Origin of the sequence: Planktothrix pseudagardhii (assembly GCF_904830925.1) — a bacterium.
GTDB lineage: Bacteria > Cyanobacteriota > Cyanobacteriia > Cyanobacteriales > Microcoleaceae > Planktothrix > Planktothrix tepida.
The window spans coordinates 1801905-1820314 of record NZ_LR882967.1; the positions used below are offsets into that span (position 1 = coordinate 1801905).

Consider the following 18410-nt stretch of genomic DNA (forward strand, 5'->3'; position numbering starts at 1 on the left):
AACGCCAAGCCCGGAACCTCAAAAAGGTTTCGGGCTTTTTAAATGCTTACCGTTTCTATGAACACAAAAGGAGAATTCCCATGTTAGATGCTAAACTCGTTTCTAAAACCCATCCTGAACATCAAACCGTTATTAATATTTCCGATACCGTAACTGTCGGGGGTCAAGATTTATTAATCATTGGTGGCCCCTGTGCGGTGGAAAGTTTAGAACAAATGGAACAAGTCGCCCGCCATCTCGCCCATACTTCGGTACAAATGCTGCGAGGCGGAGTCTTCAAACCCAGAACCTCTCCCTACTCCTTCCAAGGTCTCGCTTTGGAAGGACTTCATATTTTAAAGGGTATTAGTCAACGCCATCATATTCCTGTTGTGACCGAGGTAATGTCTATTGAACAAATTGAATCTGTTGTAACTTATGCGGATATGTTACAAATTGGTAGTCGCAATATGCAGAATTTTGAATTATTAAAAGCGTTAGGAAAAGCGGGTAAACCCATTTTATTAAAACGGGGTTTAGCAGCAACAATAGAAGAATTTGTAATGGCGGCTGAATATATTTTAAGTCATGGCAACCCTAACGTTATTTTATGTGAACGGGGTATTCGCAGTTTCGATAATTTCACCCGCAATGTGTTAGATTTAGGGGCTGTTGTCGCGCTCAAACAGTTAACCCATTTACCTGTTATTGTTGATCCATCTCATGCGGTTGGAAAACGAGAATTAGTTGAACCTTTAGCAAAAGCCGCCATTGCTTGTGGGGCGGATGGACTGATTATTGAATGTCATCCTGAACCGGAAAAATCCGTTTCTGATGCTAGACAAGCGTTATCTTTGGAAGATATGGCGGAGTTGGTTAATCATCTGCGTCCTGTTGCGGTGGCTGTTGGACGAGAGATTCTTCAAGTACAATCTCCAGCACTGGCATTGGTTTAATTTTACAATTGTAGGGACGTTTCAGGGAACGTCTCTACTGTAATAATAAATAGCAGAATTGTTAATCAATACCAAAACTTATGACTGTTGAAATCAAAGTTCCTTCGATGGTGTGTCAAGCCTGCGCCAATACTATTACCAAAGCCATTAAATCTTTGGATGCTGAGGCTGATGTGCAGATTAATTTAGATACGAAAACGGTGAATATTCAGGGTAAACCTTCGGAAACCGCCGTTAAAGAAGCGGTCGTATCCGTTGGTCATACCGTAGAGTCTTAACCGTTGACAGTTGACTGGAAACGGGCGAGGGTAAAGGTCAGGTGCGATTATGATAGTACCCACGAAAAATTAACAGTCATCAGTCATCAGTCAACCGTTAATAGTCAACTGTCAATTGTTTTCTGAACCGTGACAACAGCTTCAACTTTAGCTTTTTGTTGTTCAGAATCAATACTGGTAATTGCCCATCGTATGGGTTCACCGCGTTTTTGTAATTCTGCTTCAATAGCTTGATTTAACTCGACTGGAGATTCCTGTAAATCAATTTCAGCTGTAATAAAATGAGTTGTCATGGTTTTGTTTAATCCTCAATATTGTCTCTTCAAAAACTCAACAAATCAGAGGCAGTAGACGGTCAACTGATGAGTGATAACGGGTACAGCAACACCTGAACACCGCAATATCCTCGCTACAGCTAATATGAAATCTTGAAATATTTGCTACGCATCCGTATCGTGTAGAGACGTGCCATGGCGCGTCTCTACAGGGAATTTAGGGATCATCTGTAGTATAAATTTGAGGATTTCATATAACAAGCAACAGTTAACCATCCACCGTCATTTTAATTAAGAACCTTGACCAAATTGGCGATCATAGACTTCTTCTTCTTTTCCAGGAACCAGTTTTAGATTAGAACGGGGATAGGCGATACAAAGCAGGACATAACCTTCTGCTTGTAGGTCAGGACTTAATCCCATACCCTGACTTTGCTCGACTTCACCTTCGATAATTTGGGCAGCACAGGTAGTACAAACTCCTGCATTGCAAGAATTGGGTAATGTGATCCCGGCATCCAATGCGACTTTGAGGATTTGTTTATCCTCTGGAACTTCGACGGTTTGGACGTTCCCTTGGTAATGAAATTCAACTGTATAGGTTTTAGACATCGTGTTCTTTTTAAACCCTGAACCATTGTATCGCTGAGTGCCACCGATTCCAGTAATGACCTTCCCTGAAAGTTGAGGGTTACGTCAAGTTACTGAGACAGTTTGCATAAACTCTTGTCATCTATCTTAAGATGAATATTTGGCAAAATGATGAACGCAGTTGGAGGAGATTCAAGTTTACAGTTGAGTTTTTTAATCGGGTGTCTAAGAGTTGAAAGCATTGTGCTATTGTTAATTCACTCCGATCAAGAGTAAAAAGAGAACCCTTGAGCAAAAAGCGAATTTGATCAAAAGAGTGCATTCTACAGGGTCTTTGTGTTATTGCTATAACTAGAGATCAACTTTCACAATACAGTTATGGGGATTTGCTTCATTTTCCGCGCGTCTCGTAAATTGCCTGATCGAGTATTTTGTAGTCTTATTGGCGGATTTTGTAGTGATTTTAGCCTTTCTGATCATCGGATGTGGATAGATTATGGGGAAATGTTAGAGTTAAGATGGTTTATCGCCTCACCCTCTTGTGCCAATTTTTGTAACTAATTAATCAAAAATCTAGCCGATTTCACACGCTAAGTTTGTAGAAACTAGCAGGGAATACGGAACTTTGATAGGATAGGACGTCTGTGTTCAAAACAATGAAAAATATGAATCAACTTGATCCTTTACTTTGGCATCGATTTTTAAAGATTGCTCAACCCTTCTTTTATCCTTTAGAAGCAGGAAGTGGGAAAGTTTTTTTGAGTTTATTGTTTTTATTATTAATCTTTTTGTTTGCTGCTGTTTTTGTTTTAGTGAGTGGAGTTTCGATTGTAAGTCAGTATATTTTTCCTGATTTCTTTAATAGTATTGCTCCCGGTTTATATAAATCTGTTGCTAGTATTATTTACTCTCCCTCTATTATTATTGTCCTTTTAATGCTTTTAGTTCCGATGGGGGCGTTTTTCCTGTATCGAAATCAAATAAAAACTCGTTGGCAACCTTGGGCATTTTTAAGCGTTCTCTTATTGTTATCCCTATCTGTGAGTGGATTAAATGTCATTATTAGCTATGTGGGTAACTTTTTTACAACGGCTTTAGCTGAAAAAAGTCAGGATGAATTTTGGCGATTTCTTTATGTTTATGCGGGTGTTTTTGTTGTGGGAACCCCCATCGTTGTCTTGTATGGATATACCCGCGATCGCTTAGGAAACTATTGGCGAAAGTGGTTAACGGATGAATTTTTAGATCGGTATTTAAGTCAACGCGCCTTTTATCAAATCGAATCCGACGGAAAGATTGATAACCCGGATCAACGGATAACCGAAGATATTAAATCTTTTACGATTACCAGTTTAAGATTTTTACTGATTATCCTAGGTTCAATTATTGATGTGATTTCTTTTACGGGAATTCTCTTTTCTATTTCCAAATCTCTTTCGGTTTTTCTGTTGATTTATGCTTTCATTGGGACTTTAATTACGGTTGTAATTGGACGGCGTTTAATTCCCCTAAACTTTAATCAATTAAGACGAGAAGCCGATTTTCGTTATGGATTAGTTCATGTCCGCGATAATGCAGAATCTATTGCTTTTTATCAAGGGGAAGACCAAGAACTTAACCAAGTTAAACAACGGTTTTTTAAAGCCTTTGAAAACTTTAATTTATTAGTGGGTTGGCAACGAAATGTTAATTATTTTACTAAGAGCTATGAATATGCAGTCATTATTTTACCGTCGTTAATTTTGGCTCCTATTTATTTCGCGGGAACGATTAAATACGGGGATATTACTCAAGCTAATTTTGCTTTTGCTCAAGTTCTAGGTGCTTTTTCTATTGTCGTCAGTGAGATTGAAATTCTGAGTGCGTTTGCGGCGGGAATTAATCGTTTAGCAACGTTTTCTGAATTTTTAAAATATCCAAAAACGGTTCATCAAGGAGATAGACAGATTGATTTAACGATTGATTCTCCCCTGGCTTTAGAACACATTACCCTGAATACTCCTAATTATCAAAAAATATTAGTTAAAGACTTATCTCTGACTCTCGCTTCGGGCGAAGGATTAGTGATTATGGGTCAAAGTGGAGTCGGAAAAAGTTCTCTATTACGGGCAATTGCTGGGTTATGGACATCAGGAACAGGCCGATTAGTTCGTCCTGAATTATCGTCGATGTTATTTTTACCCCAACGTCCCTATATGATTTTAGGAACATTACGGCAACAATTACTTTATCCCAATATTAATCGAGAAGTCAATGAAACCGAATTACGTCAAGTCTTGAAATTAGTCAATTTAGAAGATCTGCCAGAACGAGTCAATGGATTTGATGCTGAATTAGATTGGGCAAATATTCTGTCTTTAGGGGAACAACAACGGTTAGCTTTTGCCCGATTATTAATCAGTAAACCTCGCTACGCCATTTTAGATGAAGCGACGAGTGCCTTAGATTTAAAAAATGAAGAACTCCTTTACAAGAAATTGGATGAAACCGAAACAACCTATATTAGTGTTGGGCATCGGATGAGTTTATTACGCTACCATCAGTACGTTTTAGAACTCATGGGCGATCAAAAATGGCGCTTAGTTTCAACGAAGGATTATCAAGCTGAAATGAGTTTATTGACTCAATGAAAGGGTTTTTAGGGGGCAGGTACAGGCTTGGGGATAGCTTTAAATAGGTTCATAAAACCGACAGGTATTACAAGGGCCAGAGGGATTCACCGCACAACGCATGAGTTCTGAATGGGCGTTAAACTGACAACTGGCATCCCCAATCACCCAATGTCCATCAATTAACGTTTTATCTTCAGGTCGTTCTACCGATTGTACATATAAGGAAATTTTATGTAGTCGGTAGCGACCGGACTTGAGTTGATAGCGATGGCGACGCTCTAAAACTGTATAAGTTTGCCCATTCCAGTTGAGATAATGACCGGGTTGTGGTGTCCAATCTAAACAAACACTTCCCAGGGTTTGACGGGGATGGGTCAAAATCACCTCCGTTGGTAATGAATTTAGATCCATAATGGTTTCAGTTCATTCAACACGTTGTGAGATTGTAGCTTAAAAGGGAACAGGGAACAGGGAACAGGGAACAGGGAACAGGGAACAGGGAACAGACAGAAAAAAGGTGTTACCCGTTTTCCAGGTGTGATATTCCAGGTTGTACCCCAATCGGAAATGAAATTTATCCCTGAGCTTATTTTTGATTATGCCACTGAGTAACTAGGGAAATAGCCCCAATCAAAATTTTATGCTCTTGAACTTGAATTCGGGCGTGTAAGGTTTCCGGGGTATCATCGGGTAAAATTGGAACCGCCGCTTGCATTAAAATTGGGCCACTATCGACCTCTAATTCGACTAAATGAACGCTACATCCTGTAATTTTAACTTGGGCTTCTAAGGCTTGTTCTACCCCTCGAATTCCGGGAAAACTGGGCAATAAACTGGGATGTAAATTAATAATCTTTTGAGGGAACGCATCGACTAAAACTTGAGTTACGATTCGCATCCATCCAGCAAAAACAATCCAATCGACATCATGTTCTTTCAATGTTTTAACAATATCTCGATCTAAATCTTCCCGTTTTTTATAGTGACGATGATTTAAAAGAATGGTTTTGACTCCAAAGCGTTGTGCCCGTTCTATAACTTTAGCATCGGGGTTATTATAAATTAAAACTTGAATTTGAGCATTGAGTTGTTGATCTTGAATAGCTTGAGCAATTGCCTCAAAGTTGGTTCCGCTTCCAGAGGCTAAAACACCAATTTTTAAAGGATTACCTTCCACAAATAAAGGAGAAGGAATAGGAGGAGAAATTAAACAGGAGGTTGAATCAATTCCCGTTAGCGTCGCATTCATTCAGAGTTTCACCCATTTATATAGTAACTTCAATACAGTTTAAAGGCTCAATAGCTTCTTGTAAAATATAGCAGTTATGGAAACATAGTTAGAACATGGACTGATATTGAAACAAAGGATGGTGAAAATTTTTTCCCCCTGTTCCCTGTTCCCTGTTCCCTGTTCCCTGCTATATTTTGAGAAAACTTTATCAAAATTGATTCAGGTTATGGCTTCTTCACCTATTTCTCAGAAACAGCTTCTGGATCAAGATGCGGTCATGGCTTGGATTTTTCTGGCTCCAGCTTTGCTGCTCATGGGGATCTTTATTGTATGGCCTATTGGGTATTTATTTTACCTGAGTTTTACCCAAGGGAGTTTTACACGGTCTGGGGTTTATGGAGTGGGACTGAACAATTATGTGCGTTTATTTCTGAGTCCTGATTTTTGGCAAGTGCTGTTTAATACAATTTATTTTACCGTCGCAACAGTAATTCCCAGTTTGATAATTCCTGTAGGATTAGCGGTACTTTTAAATCGAACTTTTGCTTTACGAGATATTCTCAGAACAGCTTATTTTATCCCCTCCATTACTTCCTTAGTCGCCGTTGGTTTAGGATGGCGTTGGTTATTTCAATTTAATGGCCCCGTCAATGGATTATTATCCCACATTGGACTTGATCCGATTCCTTGGTTAAGTAGTACAATCTGGGCAATGCCTGTGTTAATTTTACTCAGTATTTGGAAACAATTAGGGTTTAATTTAGTAGTATTTTTAGCGGGGTTACAAGCAATTCCTCAAACTCGATATGAAGCAGCCGAATTAGATGGGGCAAATCCTTGGCAACAATTTTGGTATATAACCTTACCCGGTTTACAACCCACTATTGTTTTTGCAACGGTAACAACGGCAATTTTTACCTTAAGAAGTTTTGAGCAAGTTTATGTTATTACTGGAGGCGGCCCATTAAATTCGACGAATGTTTTAGTCTATTATATTTATGATCAAGCCTTTGCTCAATTTGATTTTGGTTATGCAGCCGCAGCGGCAACCATTTTATTAGCGATCACTTTAATTCTAGTTTATATTCAATTGAAATTATTTGGAGAAGATTAATCTAAATTAATCTATAGCAACCCAAGCAATTGTTAGAACATAAACTATCTGTTCCCTGTTCCCTGTTCCCTGTTCCCTAATCTACAAACAATTCGCGCATAAAATCCCCGATGCTGCTACGGCGGGAACTCCAATACCGGGTTGGGTACTATCTCCCACTAAATATAAGCCTTGAATGGGGGTAAATGGCCCTGGAAATTTCCCTTGACCTGCAACAATAGCAGGGCCATAAGTGCCTTGATAACGTCGTAAATAGCGAGCATGGGTTAAAGGAGTTCCAATTAATTCTAAGGTTGTTCGTTGGCGCACATCGGGGATAATTTTTTCTACAGCACGATATAAATGTTCGGCTTTTTCTTGTTTATTTTGAGCATAAAAGCCATCTTTTTTCCACCCAAAAAAGGGTTCTAAAGTATAGGCATGAATGAGATGATGACCGGGTGGAGCTAAATTTTTATCCCAAACGGAAGGAATCGAAATCATACAAGTATTGCCAGGAACAGTAATATCAAGGTTGCTATTATGAACAACAACATGATGCCCCGTCAGTTCCTCTAATCCTTCAGATTTAAGTCCTAAATGCAGGTGCATAAAACTATCCACTGCCGGAGTATTTAAGGCGGTTTTGCGATAATCTGGAGGTAAATCCGAAGAGTTTAATAAATGGGTATAGGTATCCCAAATTGTGGCGTTAGAGATGACAGTTGGAGCCTGAAATTCTTCTCCCTTTCGAGTTTTAACCCCATAGACTTTTCCCCCGTTAACTAAAATTTTTTCAACGTGAGTTCCTAACTGAATCTTTCCCCCAAATCGAGTTAATCCTCGCACCAGAGCTTGAACAATAGCTTGACTACCTCCAATTGGATATTCAATTGTAGAATAATTTCGTTCGCCGATCATAAAAGCAACTTCTGGAGTCATCGTTCCTTCTGCTTTTAATCCTGATAATAAAAAACATTCTAAATCAATTAATCGTCGTACCCAAGGATCATGAACCGTTTGCTCAACGATTTCACCCACTGAACTTGAAATATCACCTAAGACAGGCAGTAATTTTAATAAAGAAAAGCCATAATTTGTAATTAATTTAGGAATGACTTTCCAATCAGCGCGTAACTCAATGGCGGGAATTTCTTTTAAACCTTGATAAACTTTCAGTAACCGATGTTCAAATTGGGCAAATTCCAGCACTCCTTCGGGTGTAAATTGAGCAATAGCCTTTCGATAACGTTCCCTATTCCCATAAACAGCCAAAGACCCTTCAGGAAAATGATAATGTCCTAGAGGGTCATAGACTACCGTTGTCAGGGACTCCCCCAAACGAGTTAAAACTTGCTGTAAAGGATTTAGACCCTGGGAATTACTCAGTCCACAATAAAACGAGGGCCCTGAATCAAAATGGAAGCCCTGACGAGAAAAACCCTGTGCTGCTCCTCCCGGCAAGGTATGACTTTCTAAAATCATGACCTGTTTACCAGAGTGAGCCAAAAGTGCACCTGCTACTAAGCCACCGATACCACTGCCAATGACAATTACATCAAAATTTTGCATCCGTATTGATCAGGTTGTGGAGGTTAAGCAATAAGATTTTACCGCTATTTTAATAAAAAATAGCGTAAAATATACTAGGCTACTCCGCATTAAAATTATATTCTAGGATGAGGAAGGGAAAATGGGGAATGAAAAATAGAAATTTGTGTTTGTACAATTGAGATGTGTTTTAGCGGATCATCAGGGATGCCTGCATTTCTTCTGAATAGTCCTTTAACGGGATGTAAACTTAAGCAGATTCGGAGTGTATTCAAGCCCTTAAAGGTTTTGAAAATAGAAAAGAGGAGTCATAATCCCTCAAAAAAATCTAATCAATTTGGGTAAAACTGATCCTCTAAATAACTGATTATGAGCGATAAGTTTCTATTTTCTCCTCAGTACCACCTATTATTAACAAAACCCTAGTACCGGATACGCTTAAGTCACTTCATAAATTGTTGACTTTCTGTATTGGAGACTAAAATGCCAACCCCGTCCCGTCTAAATGAAGTTGCTCAAAGTTTAGAAGCTGATCCGAATTCAACGCGGATTAAGAAAGTTCTGTTATGTGCTTATAATGGCAAATGGGAAAATGATGCTCAAATTTTAAATGCAATTAATTTAACTCATATACTCCAAAATATTTATCAAAAATATCCTCAATTTGAACCCCTTAAAATTAGTCTCAATAATATTTTATCTCGTCTTAATAAAAAGAATGAATATGGTCGTGTTATTCACAGCATTGAAGAACAGATAACTCAACTTTACCTTCCCTCTCTTTCGGAAGAAAATTCCGAAGTTAATCAACCGTCAATTACAGCATCAGAAACCGTAAAAATTAGTCCTGAAGAGTTAAATTCTCTGTCTTCTGTCTATTTAAGTCAAGTAACTTCGCCGGATGCCAGAAACAATATATCGGATTTATTTGATGTGCGATTTAAAATTATGCAGCATACTAATCCCTTACGGGCAAAATTGGTGATTTTTTCGAGTTTAGAAAGAGAGTTTAATTATCGAGATGAAGATTGGTCACAACTTAAAAATCAAAGTTTAGATAATTTACTGCGCCAACTCTTACAAACTTTTCCTAATTTAGAACGGCTTAAATCTCATCTTTATAAGATGGCGGAATATTTAGAAGATGTGGATGAAAATATACAAGTTGTCACGGTCATTTTAGAAGCTTTAAATCCTTATTATGAACCTAAACAAAAATCTTATGCAGAAATTGCCGAATCTTCCCCGCCTTCGATTTTACAGCAACATTTTTTAACGAGTCAGGCTATTGATATTAACGAAAGTGAAACCCTGCATTTATTAAATCCTAATCCCCAAGACTTTGAATTTGCCTTAGACAAGGGAGAGACTGTTCAGGCTCCCTCGTCCATCAATGAGAGTAGTCTTTCTGATTTCACCTTAGCAACATCCATTAGTAATATTGAGATTTCAGAACCTGATGTAAAAGACAACAGTGATATTATTCAAAAAAGGCTAAAATTGGAGTTAAACGTTGAGGAAAAAATTGATCATAGTGTAGCTGATTCTTTAGTACCATTAACAACAATTTTAAAGCATTTGGAGTTATCTCTTAACCAAGAATTAAAAAATCAGACCCCTGAAGTTCAATTAGAAATCAAATATAAATCTTTAAGAAAGTTTATTCATCTGCTTCACGATAGAATTGCAGATTTAGGGATGGTCGTTAATCAATCGGAAGTCGAAGATCAACAACGATTATTGTTGAATAAGACCCTGATGATGGATGGAGGTGAAGACCCAGAGAACCTGCAACACCGACTGACTCAACCCCAATTGCTGGAACTCGCCAGACAGGGCCACGCAAAAGCGATCGCAACAGTAATCAGTCAATTCCTGAAACCGAAGGGGATTAACACTCTCGCTAAGTCAAAAGACGCTTGCTTGCACATTATACTAGAGTCAGATCAAGTGCCAAATCAAGCGACTATGAGTCAATTTGTTCATCAAAAACTTCTGGATTTGAAAATCATATCAATTCAGAAGATCAAAGTTTATGCTCGAACTCCTGGCAATAAGTCAATGGCTTGGGTGCAAGAATTTACCTATACGGGGACTCATAATTGACACTCTCTGTGCCTAAAGGCGTGGGGATTCTGGGTTCAACGTAAACCACTTAATCAAAGTACCTTGCAGTGCTTTAATCAGAGGTGGGATTTCTCCCCCGGCGTAAATTCGGATATGCCCTACCCTATTCGCATTGCTGCGAGTTCTTTTTTAACTTGAAACTAATTTGTTTCAAAAAACTGGCTGTCTAGTACCCACGAATCTTTTACCCACTGCTGGGGGAAACTAGAACTGTGCAGTAGAACCCGATAGATTCAGTTGTCAAGGTGAGCGCGTTTTGCAGTTAGGCGACTAGGTTTTTAGACAGGTTATTTACCTTTCCTGTTACTGGAAATCGTACCACAATCAGATGTTAATAGACAACCCCATATAAAGCCTAACTAGAAGTTAGGGGTTTAAAACCCATTTTTCTGATAATTAATTATGGATGAGGAAACACTACTCGAACAGTATCGAGCGGGACACAAAAACTTTAAAGGAATTAATTTAAGGGGTGCTGAACTTAGTCGTGCAGACTTGATTGGTGCTAACTTAAGTGGTTCAGATTTGCAAGGAGCAAACTTTGTTTTAGCTTATTTGAATGGAGTTAATTTTTCCCGCGCTAATCTTAGAGGTGTCCGATTTAATGGTGCGATTTTAAATAAAGCCAACTTAAGCGGAGCTAACCTCAGCGATGCAGAATTTCATGGAACCATTTTACAAGGGGCAGATTTTAAAAAAGCCAATTTAGCGTTAGCAACCTTACTGGATGTTAACCTGATTCAAGCCGATTTAAGAGGTGCTAATTTACAAGGAGCCGATTTAAGAGGCGCTTGTTTAAGGGGGGCAAATTTGCGCTATGAACCGAGAATTTATGAAAGTGTGAATTTACGAGGTGCAGATTTAAGAGGTACAGATTTACAAGGGGTCAACTTAACCGGGGCGGATTTAACCAGAGCCAATTTAAGTGGGGCTAATTTAACCGAAACGGTCTTACGCGGTGCAATTTTAACCCAAGCTAACTTAAGTCAATCGAACTTACAATCAGCCTTTTTAACAGAAGCCGTTCTCACAGAAGCCAACTTAATTGGAGCCAATTTAAGGAAAGTCAAATTTGAACGAGCGATCTTAAATGATGCCCAATTACCAGGGGTTTCTTTATGTGATGCAATTCTTCCCGATGCTCAACTCAGTAATGCTAATTTAAGCAATGCCGATTTGAGCCGGGCTAATTTAGTTCGTGCCGATTTAACTCGAACTAACCTAAATTCTGCTAATCTTACCCAAGCGGATTTAACTGATGCTTCTATTGCTCGAACCAACTTAAGAAATGCCAATCTAAGTTATACCTATTTAACTCGCGTAGAGTTGAGCAGTTCTAATACGGCTGGGGCTATTTTACATGGAGCTATTATGCCTAATGGTGAAGTTCATGATTAAACGTTAAGGATTAAGAATTAATTCCTTTTTTTCCATCTTGTCTGCCTAACTCATAAATTCCCCCACTCAGACAAGCAATAATTCCGACACTAATTGACCAACTTTTATCTAAAGCAATTTCAGTCCCCCAATTCAATAACGCTCCTACCATTAAAAAGGGAACAATGCTAAACAAAGACGCATAAAACGCATTTTGTGACTCTCGACCTTTACGGGTGCGCTCATATTCGGCTTCCGAAGTATATAACATTCGTTCGGCATAATTAAACCAACGATTTAATTGGTGTATCACCCATTCACTCACGGGAGAGAAGCCCCAATACAACGCTAAAGACCATAGGGTTGCGCCTGCAATCAGGGTAGGGTCAAAATGAAATTCAAAGGGAAAAAGATCAAGTAGCATGGGGATAAGGTTTAAGAGTTTATAGAAGTTTACCTATTCTAAATGAAAAAATTGCTAAAATATCAATAAAAATCATAATCAAGTGATATGAGCCTTATCCGTTTGATTGCTGCTATTTTCTTACCCCCCTTGGGCGTGTTTTTAACCGTTGGTTTTGGGGGCGCATTTTGGCTGAACATCCTGCTGACTCTACTTGGATTTATTCCCGGAATCATTCATGCTGTTTGGGTGATTGCTAAAAATGATCGTGATTAATTCAGATGAGATTCCACCCCTCTATTCCTATCCTGATTATTAAAGCATAAGAATAGGGGGTGTTGGGGTTTCCTAAGACTCGAAAAGCGTTATCCTCTAAAAAACAATAATTCTAACAACTCAAACGACAATGGAAACAGTGAATCACCAACTCAACATTCAAAAAACAGAACATTCCCGACTTCCTTCAGAACCCTTACATCATATTCCCTTTGGTCGAATTTTTAGTGATCATATTTTTGTGGCTACTTATGATAATGGAACTTGGGAAGATCTAAAAATTATGCCCTATAGTAACTTGACCATGACTCCAGCAATGGCAGTTTTACACTATGGTCAGGCTGTTTTTGAGGGGATGAAAGCCTATAAAAGTGTAACGGGAGAAACGTTAATTTTTAGACCCGATGCTAATTTTAGACGGATTAATAAATCGGCTCATCGACTGTGTATGCCCCCCATTCCTGAAGAAATTTTTATGGAAGGATTAAGGGAATTAATTCAGTTAGATTCAGCTTGGATTCCTGAATCAGAAGGGAGTTTATATATTCGTCCGTTGTATTTTGCTACCGATGAATTTATTGGGTTAAAACCTTCAACTCACTATACTTTTATTATTATGAGTTGTCCGGTGGGAGCTTATTATTCCGAACCCGTTAAATTAATCGTTACTGACAAATATATTCGAGCTTGTGAAGGGGGAACAGGGGCGGCAAAATGTGCAGGAAATTATGCAGCGAGTTTATTAGCGGATAAAGAAGCTAAAGCTTTAGGGTATGATAACGTCATTTGGCTGGATGGCATTCATAAGAAATATGTCGAAGAATGCGGCACGATGAATTTAGCTTTTGTGATTGATAATGTCGTGGTAACACCGCAATTAACCGGAACAATTTTAGAAGGAATTACACGGGATAGCGTGTTAACGTTATTCCGAGATCAAGGTGTTAAAGTTGAAGAACGATTAATTCCTATTGAAGAAGTAGCAGAAGCTTATGACAAAGGGATTTTACAAGAAGCCTTTGGAATGGGAACTGCTGCGACTATTGCTCATATTTCTAAAATTGGATATCAAGGACGAGATTTAATTTTACCTCCGATTTCTGAACGCAAATATGCTCAATCTATTTTAGAACAATTAGAAGCGATTAAAACTGGAAAAGAACCCGATCCCTATCATTGGATTTGGAAAATTTAACCGCAAAAGGTGGGTTTTTACCCACCTCAGTTGAGTTTGCAAGAATAGCATAGACAGCATCTCAATTAATATTATATGAATTCTAATCCTTTACAACCTCCTAATCCTTTGTTGGAAACCCCCCTAAGTTTAATTACAGGTGCAACCTATCCCTTAAAAGCATTGAAGTTATTTTATAACAATCCGCCCTTAAGAGGATATGTAATTTTTCCAGTTATTGTTAATATTATCGTTGGGATTTTCCTCTATTTTGGATTAGTATTACCTGGATTAAATGAAATTGATAAAATCGTCCTAAACTTGGGAACTCAAATTGATCACTGGGTCGCTAATTTACCCCAATGGTTACACTATTTAGATATTTTAGCCAGTGTTTTAGGATGGTTATTACGGGTAGGTTTAGTTACAGGACTCTTATTAATTATTGGGTTTCTGCTATTACAGTTTGGAGGAATTTTAGGCGCGCCTTGGTATGGTCAACTTTCAGAAAAAGTGGAAGAACTGCAAACGGGAAAACCCGCAGTATTACCTCCCCAAACCCTCACCAGTTCAGTGCAGGATATTGGACGAGCCATTTTATATGAATTAAAAAAACTAGGGTTACAAATTCTCATCGGAGTCCCTTTACTTTTATTGAATTTTATCCCTGGTTTTGGAACATTATTGTTTACAATAGGCGGTATTGCTTTAGCTTCAACGATTGTTTGTTTAGACTTTTTAGACTCACCGATGGAAAGAAGACGGTTTAGGTTTAGAGATAAATTAAACATGATTGTTCGCACGTTTCCCTCTAGCGTGAGTTTTGCTTTAGTCTGTTTTGGATTAGTGGTGATTCCGTTTTTAAATTTATTATCAATTCCGGTTTGTGTGGCGGCGGGAACCATGTTTTTTTGCGATCGCATTTTATTAAATAAAGTTTCTTGATTTTCAAATATGACCTCACGTTATTTGTTATATAAAGATTATGAATCCGGTTTAAATAATAACTTAATGGGATTAGAAATAGCCCTAGGATTAGCGTATTTAACCCAACGGAAATTAGTCTTTTACGGTTCAGTGGGAGAAGAAAAGAATATCTTACCTGTGCGGGGAGGATATTTTTTATCGGTTCCCGAAAGTCGAAAACATATTATTAATATTGACAAATTACCTACAATTTTAGATTTAGTTGATCAACTCCCTATTCCCATTTTAACTTATTCAGAATTTTTACAAGAAACTCAAGGGAAAAATCTCAGCCATTATCATAGTGATGTCAGATTAGTTAATGCGGTTTTTGTTCCCAATAATATTACTATTAACCCTAAAGTTTTATCGAATTTTGCTGAAAATCGAATAATTGTACAGGATGTAGAACAGGATATTTTACAATTTAGCACTTGTAATTTAGCGTATTATTCCCGATTTTTTTATCTTCCCTCACCTTCCCTCTATTCGTTGATGGAAGCGATTCAATTTAAACCGATTTATCGTAATTTAGCCGATAAAATTTCTCAAACCCTGGGACAATATAATGGTATTCATATTCGTCTAACAGATTATCGGAACTGTATTCCCCATCGAGAAGAAGATCATCCCTATTTAGTTTTAAAAACCTTAAAAGAAATTTTCCCTTCTGAAGAAATGCTATTAATTTGTACGGATGAATCTGAAAATATGGATTTTTTTAATCCAATTCTTAAATCTTATCAGAATAGCATTTTTATTGATCAGTTTATTATAGGAAACTTTTTACAAGAGTTTAAAGAATTACCCTTTACCGATGAACAAACTCTTGGATTAATTTGTAATTTAGTCATGTGGAATTGTCAAAAATTTGCCGGGAGTTTTAGCAGTACCTACACAGGAATTATCCATAGAAATTTGTTAAGAAATCAACTTAAAAAACCAGTTCATCCTTCTGCATTAACCTTTAAATTTGTAGAAAGCGGTTTTTTCCCTGGGGAGGTTCAATTTCATCTCGGTTCCTATCCTGAAATTAACCCCGGTTTATTTAGTTGGAATCAAATTCATCTTCCTATTGTTAGTGAAATGAAATCCTGGTGTCGAGAATGGCCGGAATCTGTTTGTTTAATAGTATAGATTCTTCGCTACGCTCAGAATGACAGAAATATTGCATATAAAAATTAGATTAACAAATTGTAGGGGCTAGGTCTCCTCCATTAGTATCAACTTCAGCCAAAAACTGGTGATTATAGCCCAGATTAGATCCCCCTAAATCCCCCTTAAAAAGGGAGACTTTGATCTCCTGTCCCCCCCTTTCTAAGGGGGGTTAGGGGGGATCATTGACGCTTAAAAAAATCAAATAACTTTCGCTAATAAGCCTACTTTTAGCGCGATTGTTGACACTGATGGGTCTCCTCGCCCTAACACCTATAATTGATATCAGAGTTATAGCGATCGCATTTTACCTCAAAATTTCTCCCCAAAATCCCTAAACTATTATTAATTTTCCTAACTCTCTTGTAACCGCTTGTCAGAAATGCAGTAAAATTAATTGTAGGGCTTGTATAAAATTAAACAAAATCCTAATAAAATTCTCAACCCTCTACGATAATGAAATGTTGCATTAACCCCCAATGTCCGAACCCAGACAACCCCGATAATACGGTTTATTGTCAAAGCTGCGGTGTCAAAATACCCGACTTGCTGCGGGGACGGTTTCGGATGATCAAATTGTTAGGACAAGGGGGGTTTGGTCGGACTTATTTAGCCGAAGATATCGACAAATTGAATGAGAAATGTGTAGTTAAACAGTTTGTTCCGATGATCCAAGGAACAGCAGGACTACAAAAAGCTTTAGAATTATTTGAACGAGAAGCAAAACAACTGCAACAACTGGGACACCATTCCCAAATTCCGGCGTTATCGGCTTATTTTTCCGAAAACAATCAACTCTATTTAATTCAGCAATATATTGAAGGGGAAACTTTAGATAAAATTTTACAAAAACAAGGGGTTTGGACAGAACAGCAAGTTAAGGAATTATTAACCAGTTTGTTACCTGTTCTCGAATTTATTCACCAGCAAAAGGTGATTCACCGTGACCTCAAACCCGATAATATTATGCGTCGTCGGAATGGGGAATATGTGTTAATTGATTTTGGGGTAGCGAAAGATTTATCCGCAACGGTGGTATATACCCAAGTGGGAACCCGTGTTGGGTCTGATGGATATGCAAGTCGGGAACAAATGCAAGGGGGAGAAGCCTACCCCGCTAGTGATTTATATAGTTTAGGAGCAACTTGTTTTTATCTATTAACTAAAATTTCACCTCTGGAATTATGGTTAGATGACGGTTACAGTTGGACGAAAAATTGGCAAAAATATGTCAAGCAAAATCTTAGTCCAGAATTCAAGAAAGTTCTTGATCAGCTATTAAAAAAAGATATGGGCGATCGTTATTCCTCTGCTGATCAGGTGTTACAGAATTTACAGATAATACGACCACAACCAGCGCAAAAGTCATCAACGCCACCACCGCCACCGTCAACCCCACAACCGACACCCTCACCCCAAGTATCCTCGCAAAATGCTGCTTTGGTTGCGACTCTCACCGGACATTCAAATTATGTCGAGTCTGTAGCGTTCAGTCCCGATGGTCGCACCTTAGCTAGTGGGAGTGATGACAACACGATTAAATTGTGGGATGTGCAGAACCGACGGCAAATTGCCACTCTCACCGGACATTCAAGTCCTGTCTTGTCTGTAGCCTTCAGTCCCGATGGTCGGACGTTAGCTAGTGGGAGTTACAAGACGATAAAATTGTGGGATGTGCAGAATCAACGGGAAATTGCCACTCTCACCGGACATTCAGATTATGTCTGGTCTGTAGCGTTCAGTCCCGATGGTCGGACGTTAGCTAGTGGGAGTTGGGACAAGACGATTAAATTGTGGGATGTTTCGAGGAAACGACAAATTGCCACTCTCACCAGACATTCAGGTTGGGTCAGGTCTGTAGCCTTCAGGCCCGATGGTTGGATGTTAGCTAGTGGGAGTTTTGACAACACGATAAAATTGTGGGATGTGCAGAACCGACAGGAAATTGCCACGCTAACCGAACATTCAGATTATGTCTACTCTGTAGCCTTTAGGCCCGATGGTTGGATGTTGGCCAGTGGGAGTGATGACAACACGATAAAATTGTGGGATGTGCAGAACCGACGGCAAATTGCCACTCTCACCGGACATTCAAATCCTGTCTGGTCTGTAGCATTCAGTCCCGATGGTCGGACGTTGGCTAGTGGGAGTTGTGACAAGACGATTAAATTATGGGATGTGCAGGGTCAACAGCAAATTGCTACTCTCACTCTCACCGGACATTCAGATTATGTCTACTCTGTAGTCTTCAGTCCAGATGGTCGGATGTTAGCTAGTGGGAGTTGGGACAGCACGATTAAATTGTGGCGAGCACGGTAGGGGCGGGTTCGGGTAGCAGAAACCGGGTTTCTCAAGATATCTTGATT

The 18410-nt window shown here is 38.7% G+C and carries 17 protein-coding genes; 11 read left to right on the forward strand and 6 right to left on the reverse strand.

The genetic code is table 11. From position 1 onward, the window contains the following. The first annotated feature begins 80 nt into the window (after positions 1 to 80). On the forward strand, positions 81 to 935 hold the full coding sequence (aroF, locus tag NMK36_RS07655; RefSeq protein ID WP_254173454.1) for a 3-deoxy-7-phosphoheptulonate synthase: 855 nt from the start codon (positions 81 to 83) through the stop codon (positions 933 to 935). 80 nt (positions 936 to 1015) lie between these two features. Continuing rightward, positions 1016 to 1213, forward strand: a complete 198-nt coding sequence (locus NMK36_RS07660; RefSeq protein WP_254173455.1) for a heavy-metal-associated domain-containing protein — start codon at positions 1016 to 1018, stop codon at positions 1211 to 1213. 104 nt (positions 1214 to 1317) lie between these two features. Here NMK36_RS07660 and NMK36_RS07665 read toward each other — a convergent pair whose 3' ends face one another. Together NMK36_RS07665 and NMK36_RS07670 are read right to left on the reverse strand one after the other, a co-directional pair. Then, positions 1318 to 1506: a hypothetical protein gene (locus tag NMK36_RS07665; protein WP_072720757.1), complete on the reverse strand. Its 189-nt coding sequence runs from the start codon at positions 1504 to 1506 to the stop codon at positions 1318 to 1320. Positions 1507 to 1779: 273 nt separating this feature from the next. Continuing rightward, a complete protein-coding gene (locus tag NMK36_RS07670) occupies positions 1780 to 2100 on the reverse strand; it encodes a 2Fe-2S iron-sulfur cluster-binding protein (RefSeq protein ID WP_072720758.1) in 321 nt (106 codons plus the stop codon). A 644-nt stretch (positions 2101 to 2744) separates the two neighbouring features. Here NMK36_RS07670 and NMK36_RS07675 point away from each other — a divergent pair. Further along, positions 2745 to 4709 carry an ABC transporter ATP-binding protein/permease gene (locus NMK36_RS07675; protein WP_072721190.1) on the forward strand — a complete coding sequence of 655 codons (1965 nt, stop codon included), beginning with the start codon at positions 2745 to 2747 and terminating at the stop codon, positions 4707 to 4709. 39 nt (positions 4710 to 4748) lie between these two features. On the opposite strand, the gene NMK36_RS07680 is transcribed toward NMK36_RS07675, so the two are convergent. Together NMK36_RS07680 and purN are read right to left on the reverse strand one after the other, a co-directional pair. Beyond that, positions 4749 to 5102: a DUF6464 family protein gene (locus tag NMK36_RS07680; protein WP_072720759.1), complete on the reverse strand. Its 354-nt coding sequence runs from the start codon at positions 5100 to 5102 to the stop codon at positions 4749 to 4751. 175 nt (positions 5103 to 5277) lie between these two features. Then, positions 5278 to 5940, reverse strand: a complete 663-nt coding sequence (gene purN / locus NMK36_RS07685) for a phosphoribosylglycinamide formyltransferase (protein ID WP_072720760.1) — start codon at positions 5938 to 5940, stop codon at positions 5278 to 5280. Between the two features lie 208 nt (positions 5941 to 6148). Between purN and NMK36_RS07690 the strand changes: the two genes are divergently transcribed. Next, positions 6149 to 7036 (forward strand): carbohydrate ABC transporter permease, encoded by an 888-nt coding sequence (locus NMK36_RS07690; RefSeq protein WP_254173456.1) that lies wholly within the window; start codon positions 6149 to 6151, stop codon positions 7034 to 7036. An 81-nt stretch (positions 7037 to 7117) separates the two neighbouring features. Here NMK36_RS07690 and NMK36_RS07695 read toward each other — a convergent pair whose 3' ends face one another. Beyond that, a complete protein-coding gene (locus NMK36_RS07695) occupies positions 7118 to 8587 on the reverse strand; it encodes a phytoene desaturase family protein (protein WP_254173457.1) in 1470 nt (489 codons plus the stop codon). A gap of 462 nt (positions 8588 to 9049) precedes the next feature. Here NMK36_RS07695 and NMK36_RS07700 point away from each other — a divergent pair, with 462 nt between their 5' ends. Beyond that, complete coding sequence (locus tag NMK36_RS07700) at positions 9050 to 10672, forward strand: hypothetical protein (RefSeq protein WP_072720763.1); 1623 nt, start codon at positions 9050 to 9052, stop codon at positions 10670 to 10672. A 423-nt stretch (positions 10673 to 11095) separates the two neighbouring features. Further along, positions 11096 to 12091 (forward strand): pentapeptide repeat-containing protein, encoded by a 996-nt coding sequence (locus NMK36_RS07705; protein WP_072720764.1) that lies wholly within the window; start codon positions 11096 to 11098, stop codon positions 12089 to 12091. Between the two features lie 10 nt (positions 12092 to 12101). Here NMK36_RS07705 and NMK36_RS07710 read toward each other — a convergent pair whose 3' ends face one another. After that, positions 12102 to 12494, reverse strand: coding sequence for a hypothetical protein (locus NMK36_RS07710; RefSeq protein ID WP_072720765.1), 393 nt, complete (start codon positions 12492 to 12494; stop codon positions 12102 to 12104). Between the two features lie 87 nt (positions 12495 to 12581). On the opposite strand from NMK36_RS07710, the gene NMK36_RS07715 reads away from it, so the two are divergent. The 5 genes from NMK36_RS07715 (at position 12582) to NMK36_RS07735 (ending at position 18363) form a co-directional block, all read left to right on the forward strand. Next, on the forward strand, positions 12582 to 12749 hold the full coding sequence (locus NMK36_RS07715) for a YqaE/Pmp3 family membrane protein (RefSeq protein ID WP_072720766.1): 168 nt from the start codon (positions 12582 to 12584) through the stop codon (positions 12747 to 12749). Positions 12750 to 12879: 130 nt separating this feature from the next. Further along, positions 12880 to 13944, forward strand: a complete 1065-nt coding sequence (locus NMK36_RS07720) for a branched-chain amino acid aminotransferase (RefSeq protein WP_254173458.1) — start codon at positions 12880 to 12882, stop codon at positions 13942 to 13944. Positions 13945 to 14019: 75 nt separating this feature from the next. Next, positions 14020 to 14868, forward strand: coding sequence for an EI24 domain-containing protein (locus NMK36_RS07725; RefSeq protein ID WP_254173459.1), 849 nt, complete (start codon positions 14020 to 14022; stop codon positions 14866 to 14868). A 9-nt stretch (positions 14869 to 14877) separates the two neighbouring features. Continuing rightward, on the forward strand, positions 14878 to 16026 hold the full coding sequence (locus NMK36_RS07730; RefSeq protein WP_254173460.1) for a hypothetical protein: 1149 nt from the start codon (positions 14878 to 14880) through the stop codon (positions 16024 to 16026). A gap of 474 nt (positions 16027 to 16500) precedes the next feature. Continuing rightward, on the forward strand, positions 16501 to 18363 hold the full coding sequence (locus tag NMK36_RS07735; RefSeq protein ID WP_254173461.1) for a serine/threonine-protein kinase: 1863 nt from the start codon (positions 16501 to 16503) through the stop codon (positions 18361 to 18363). The last annotated feature ends 47 nt before the right edge of the window (positions 18364 to 18410 follow it).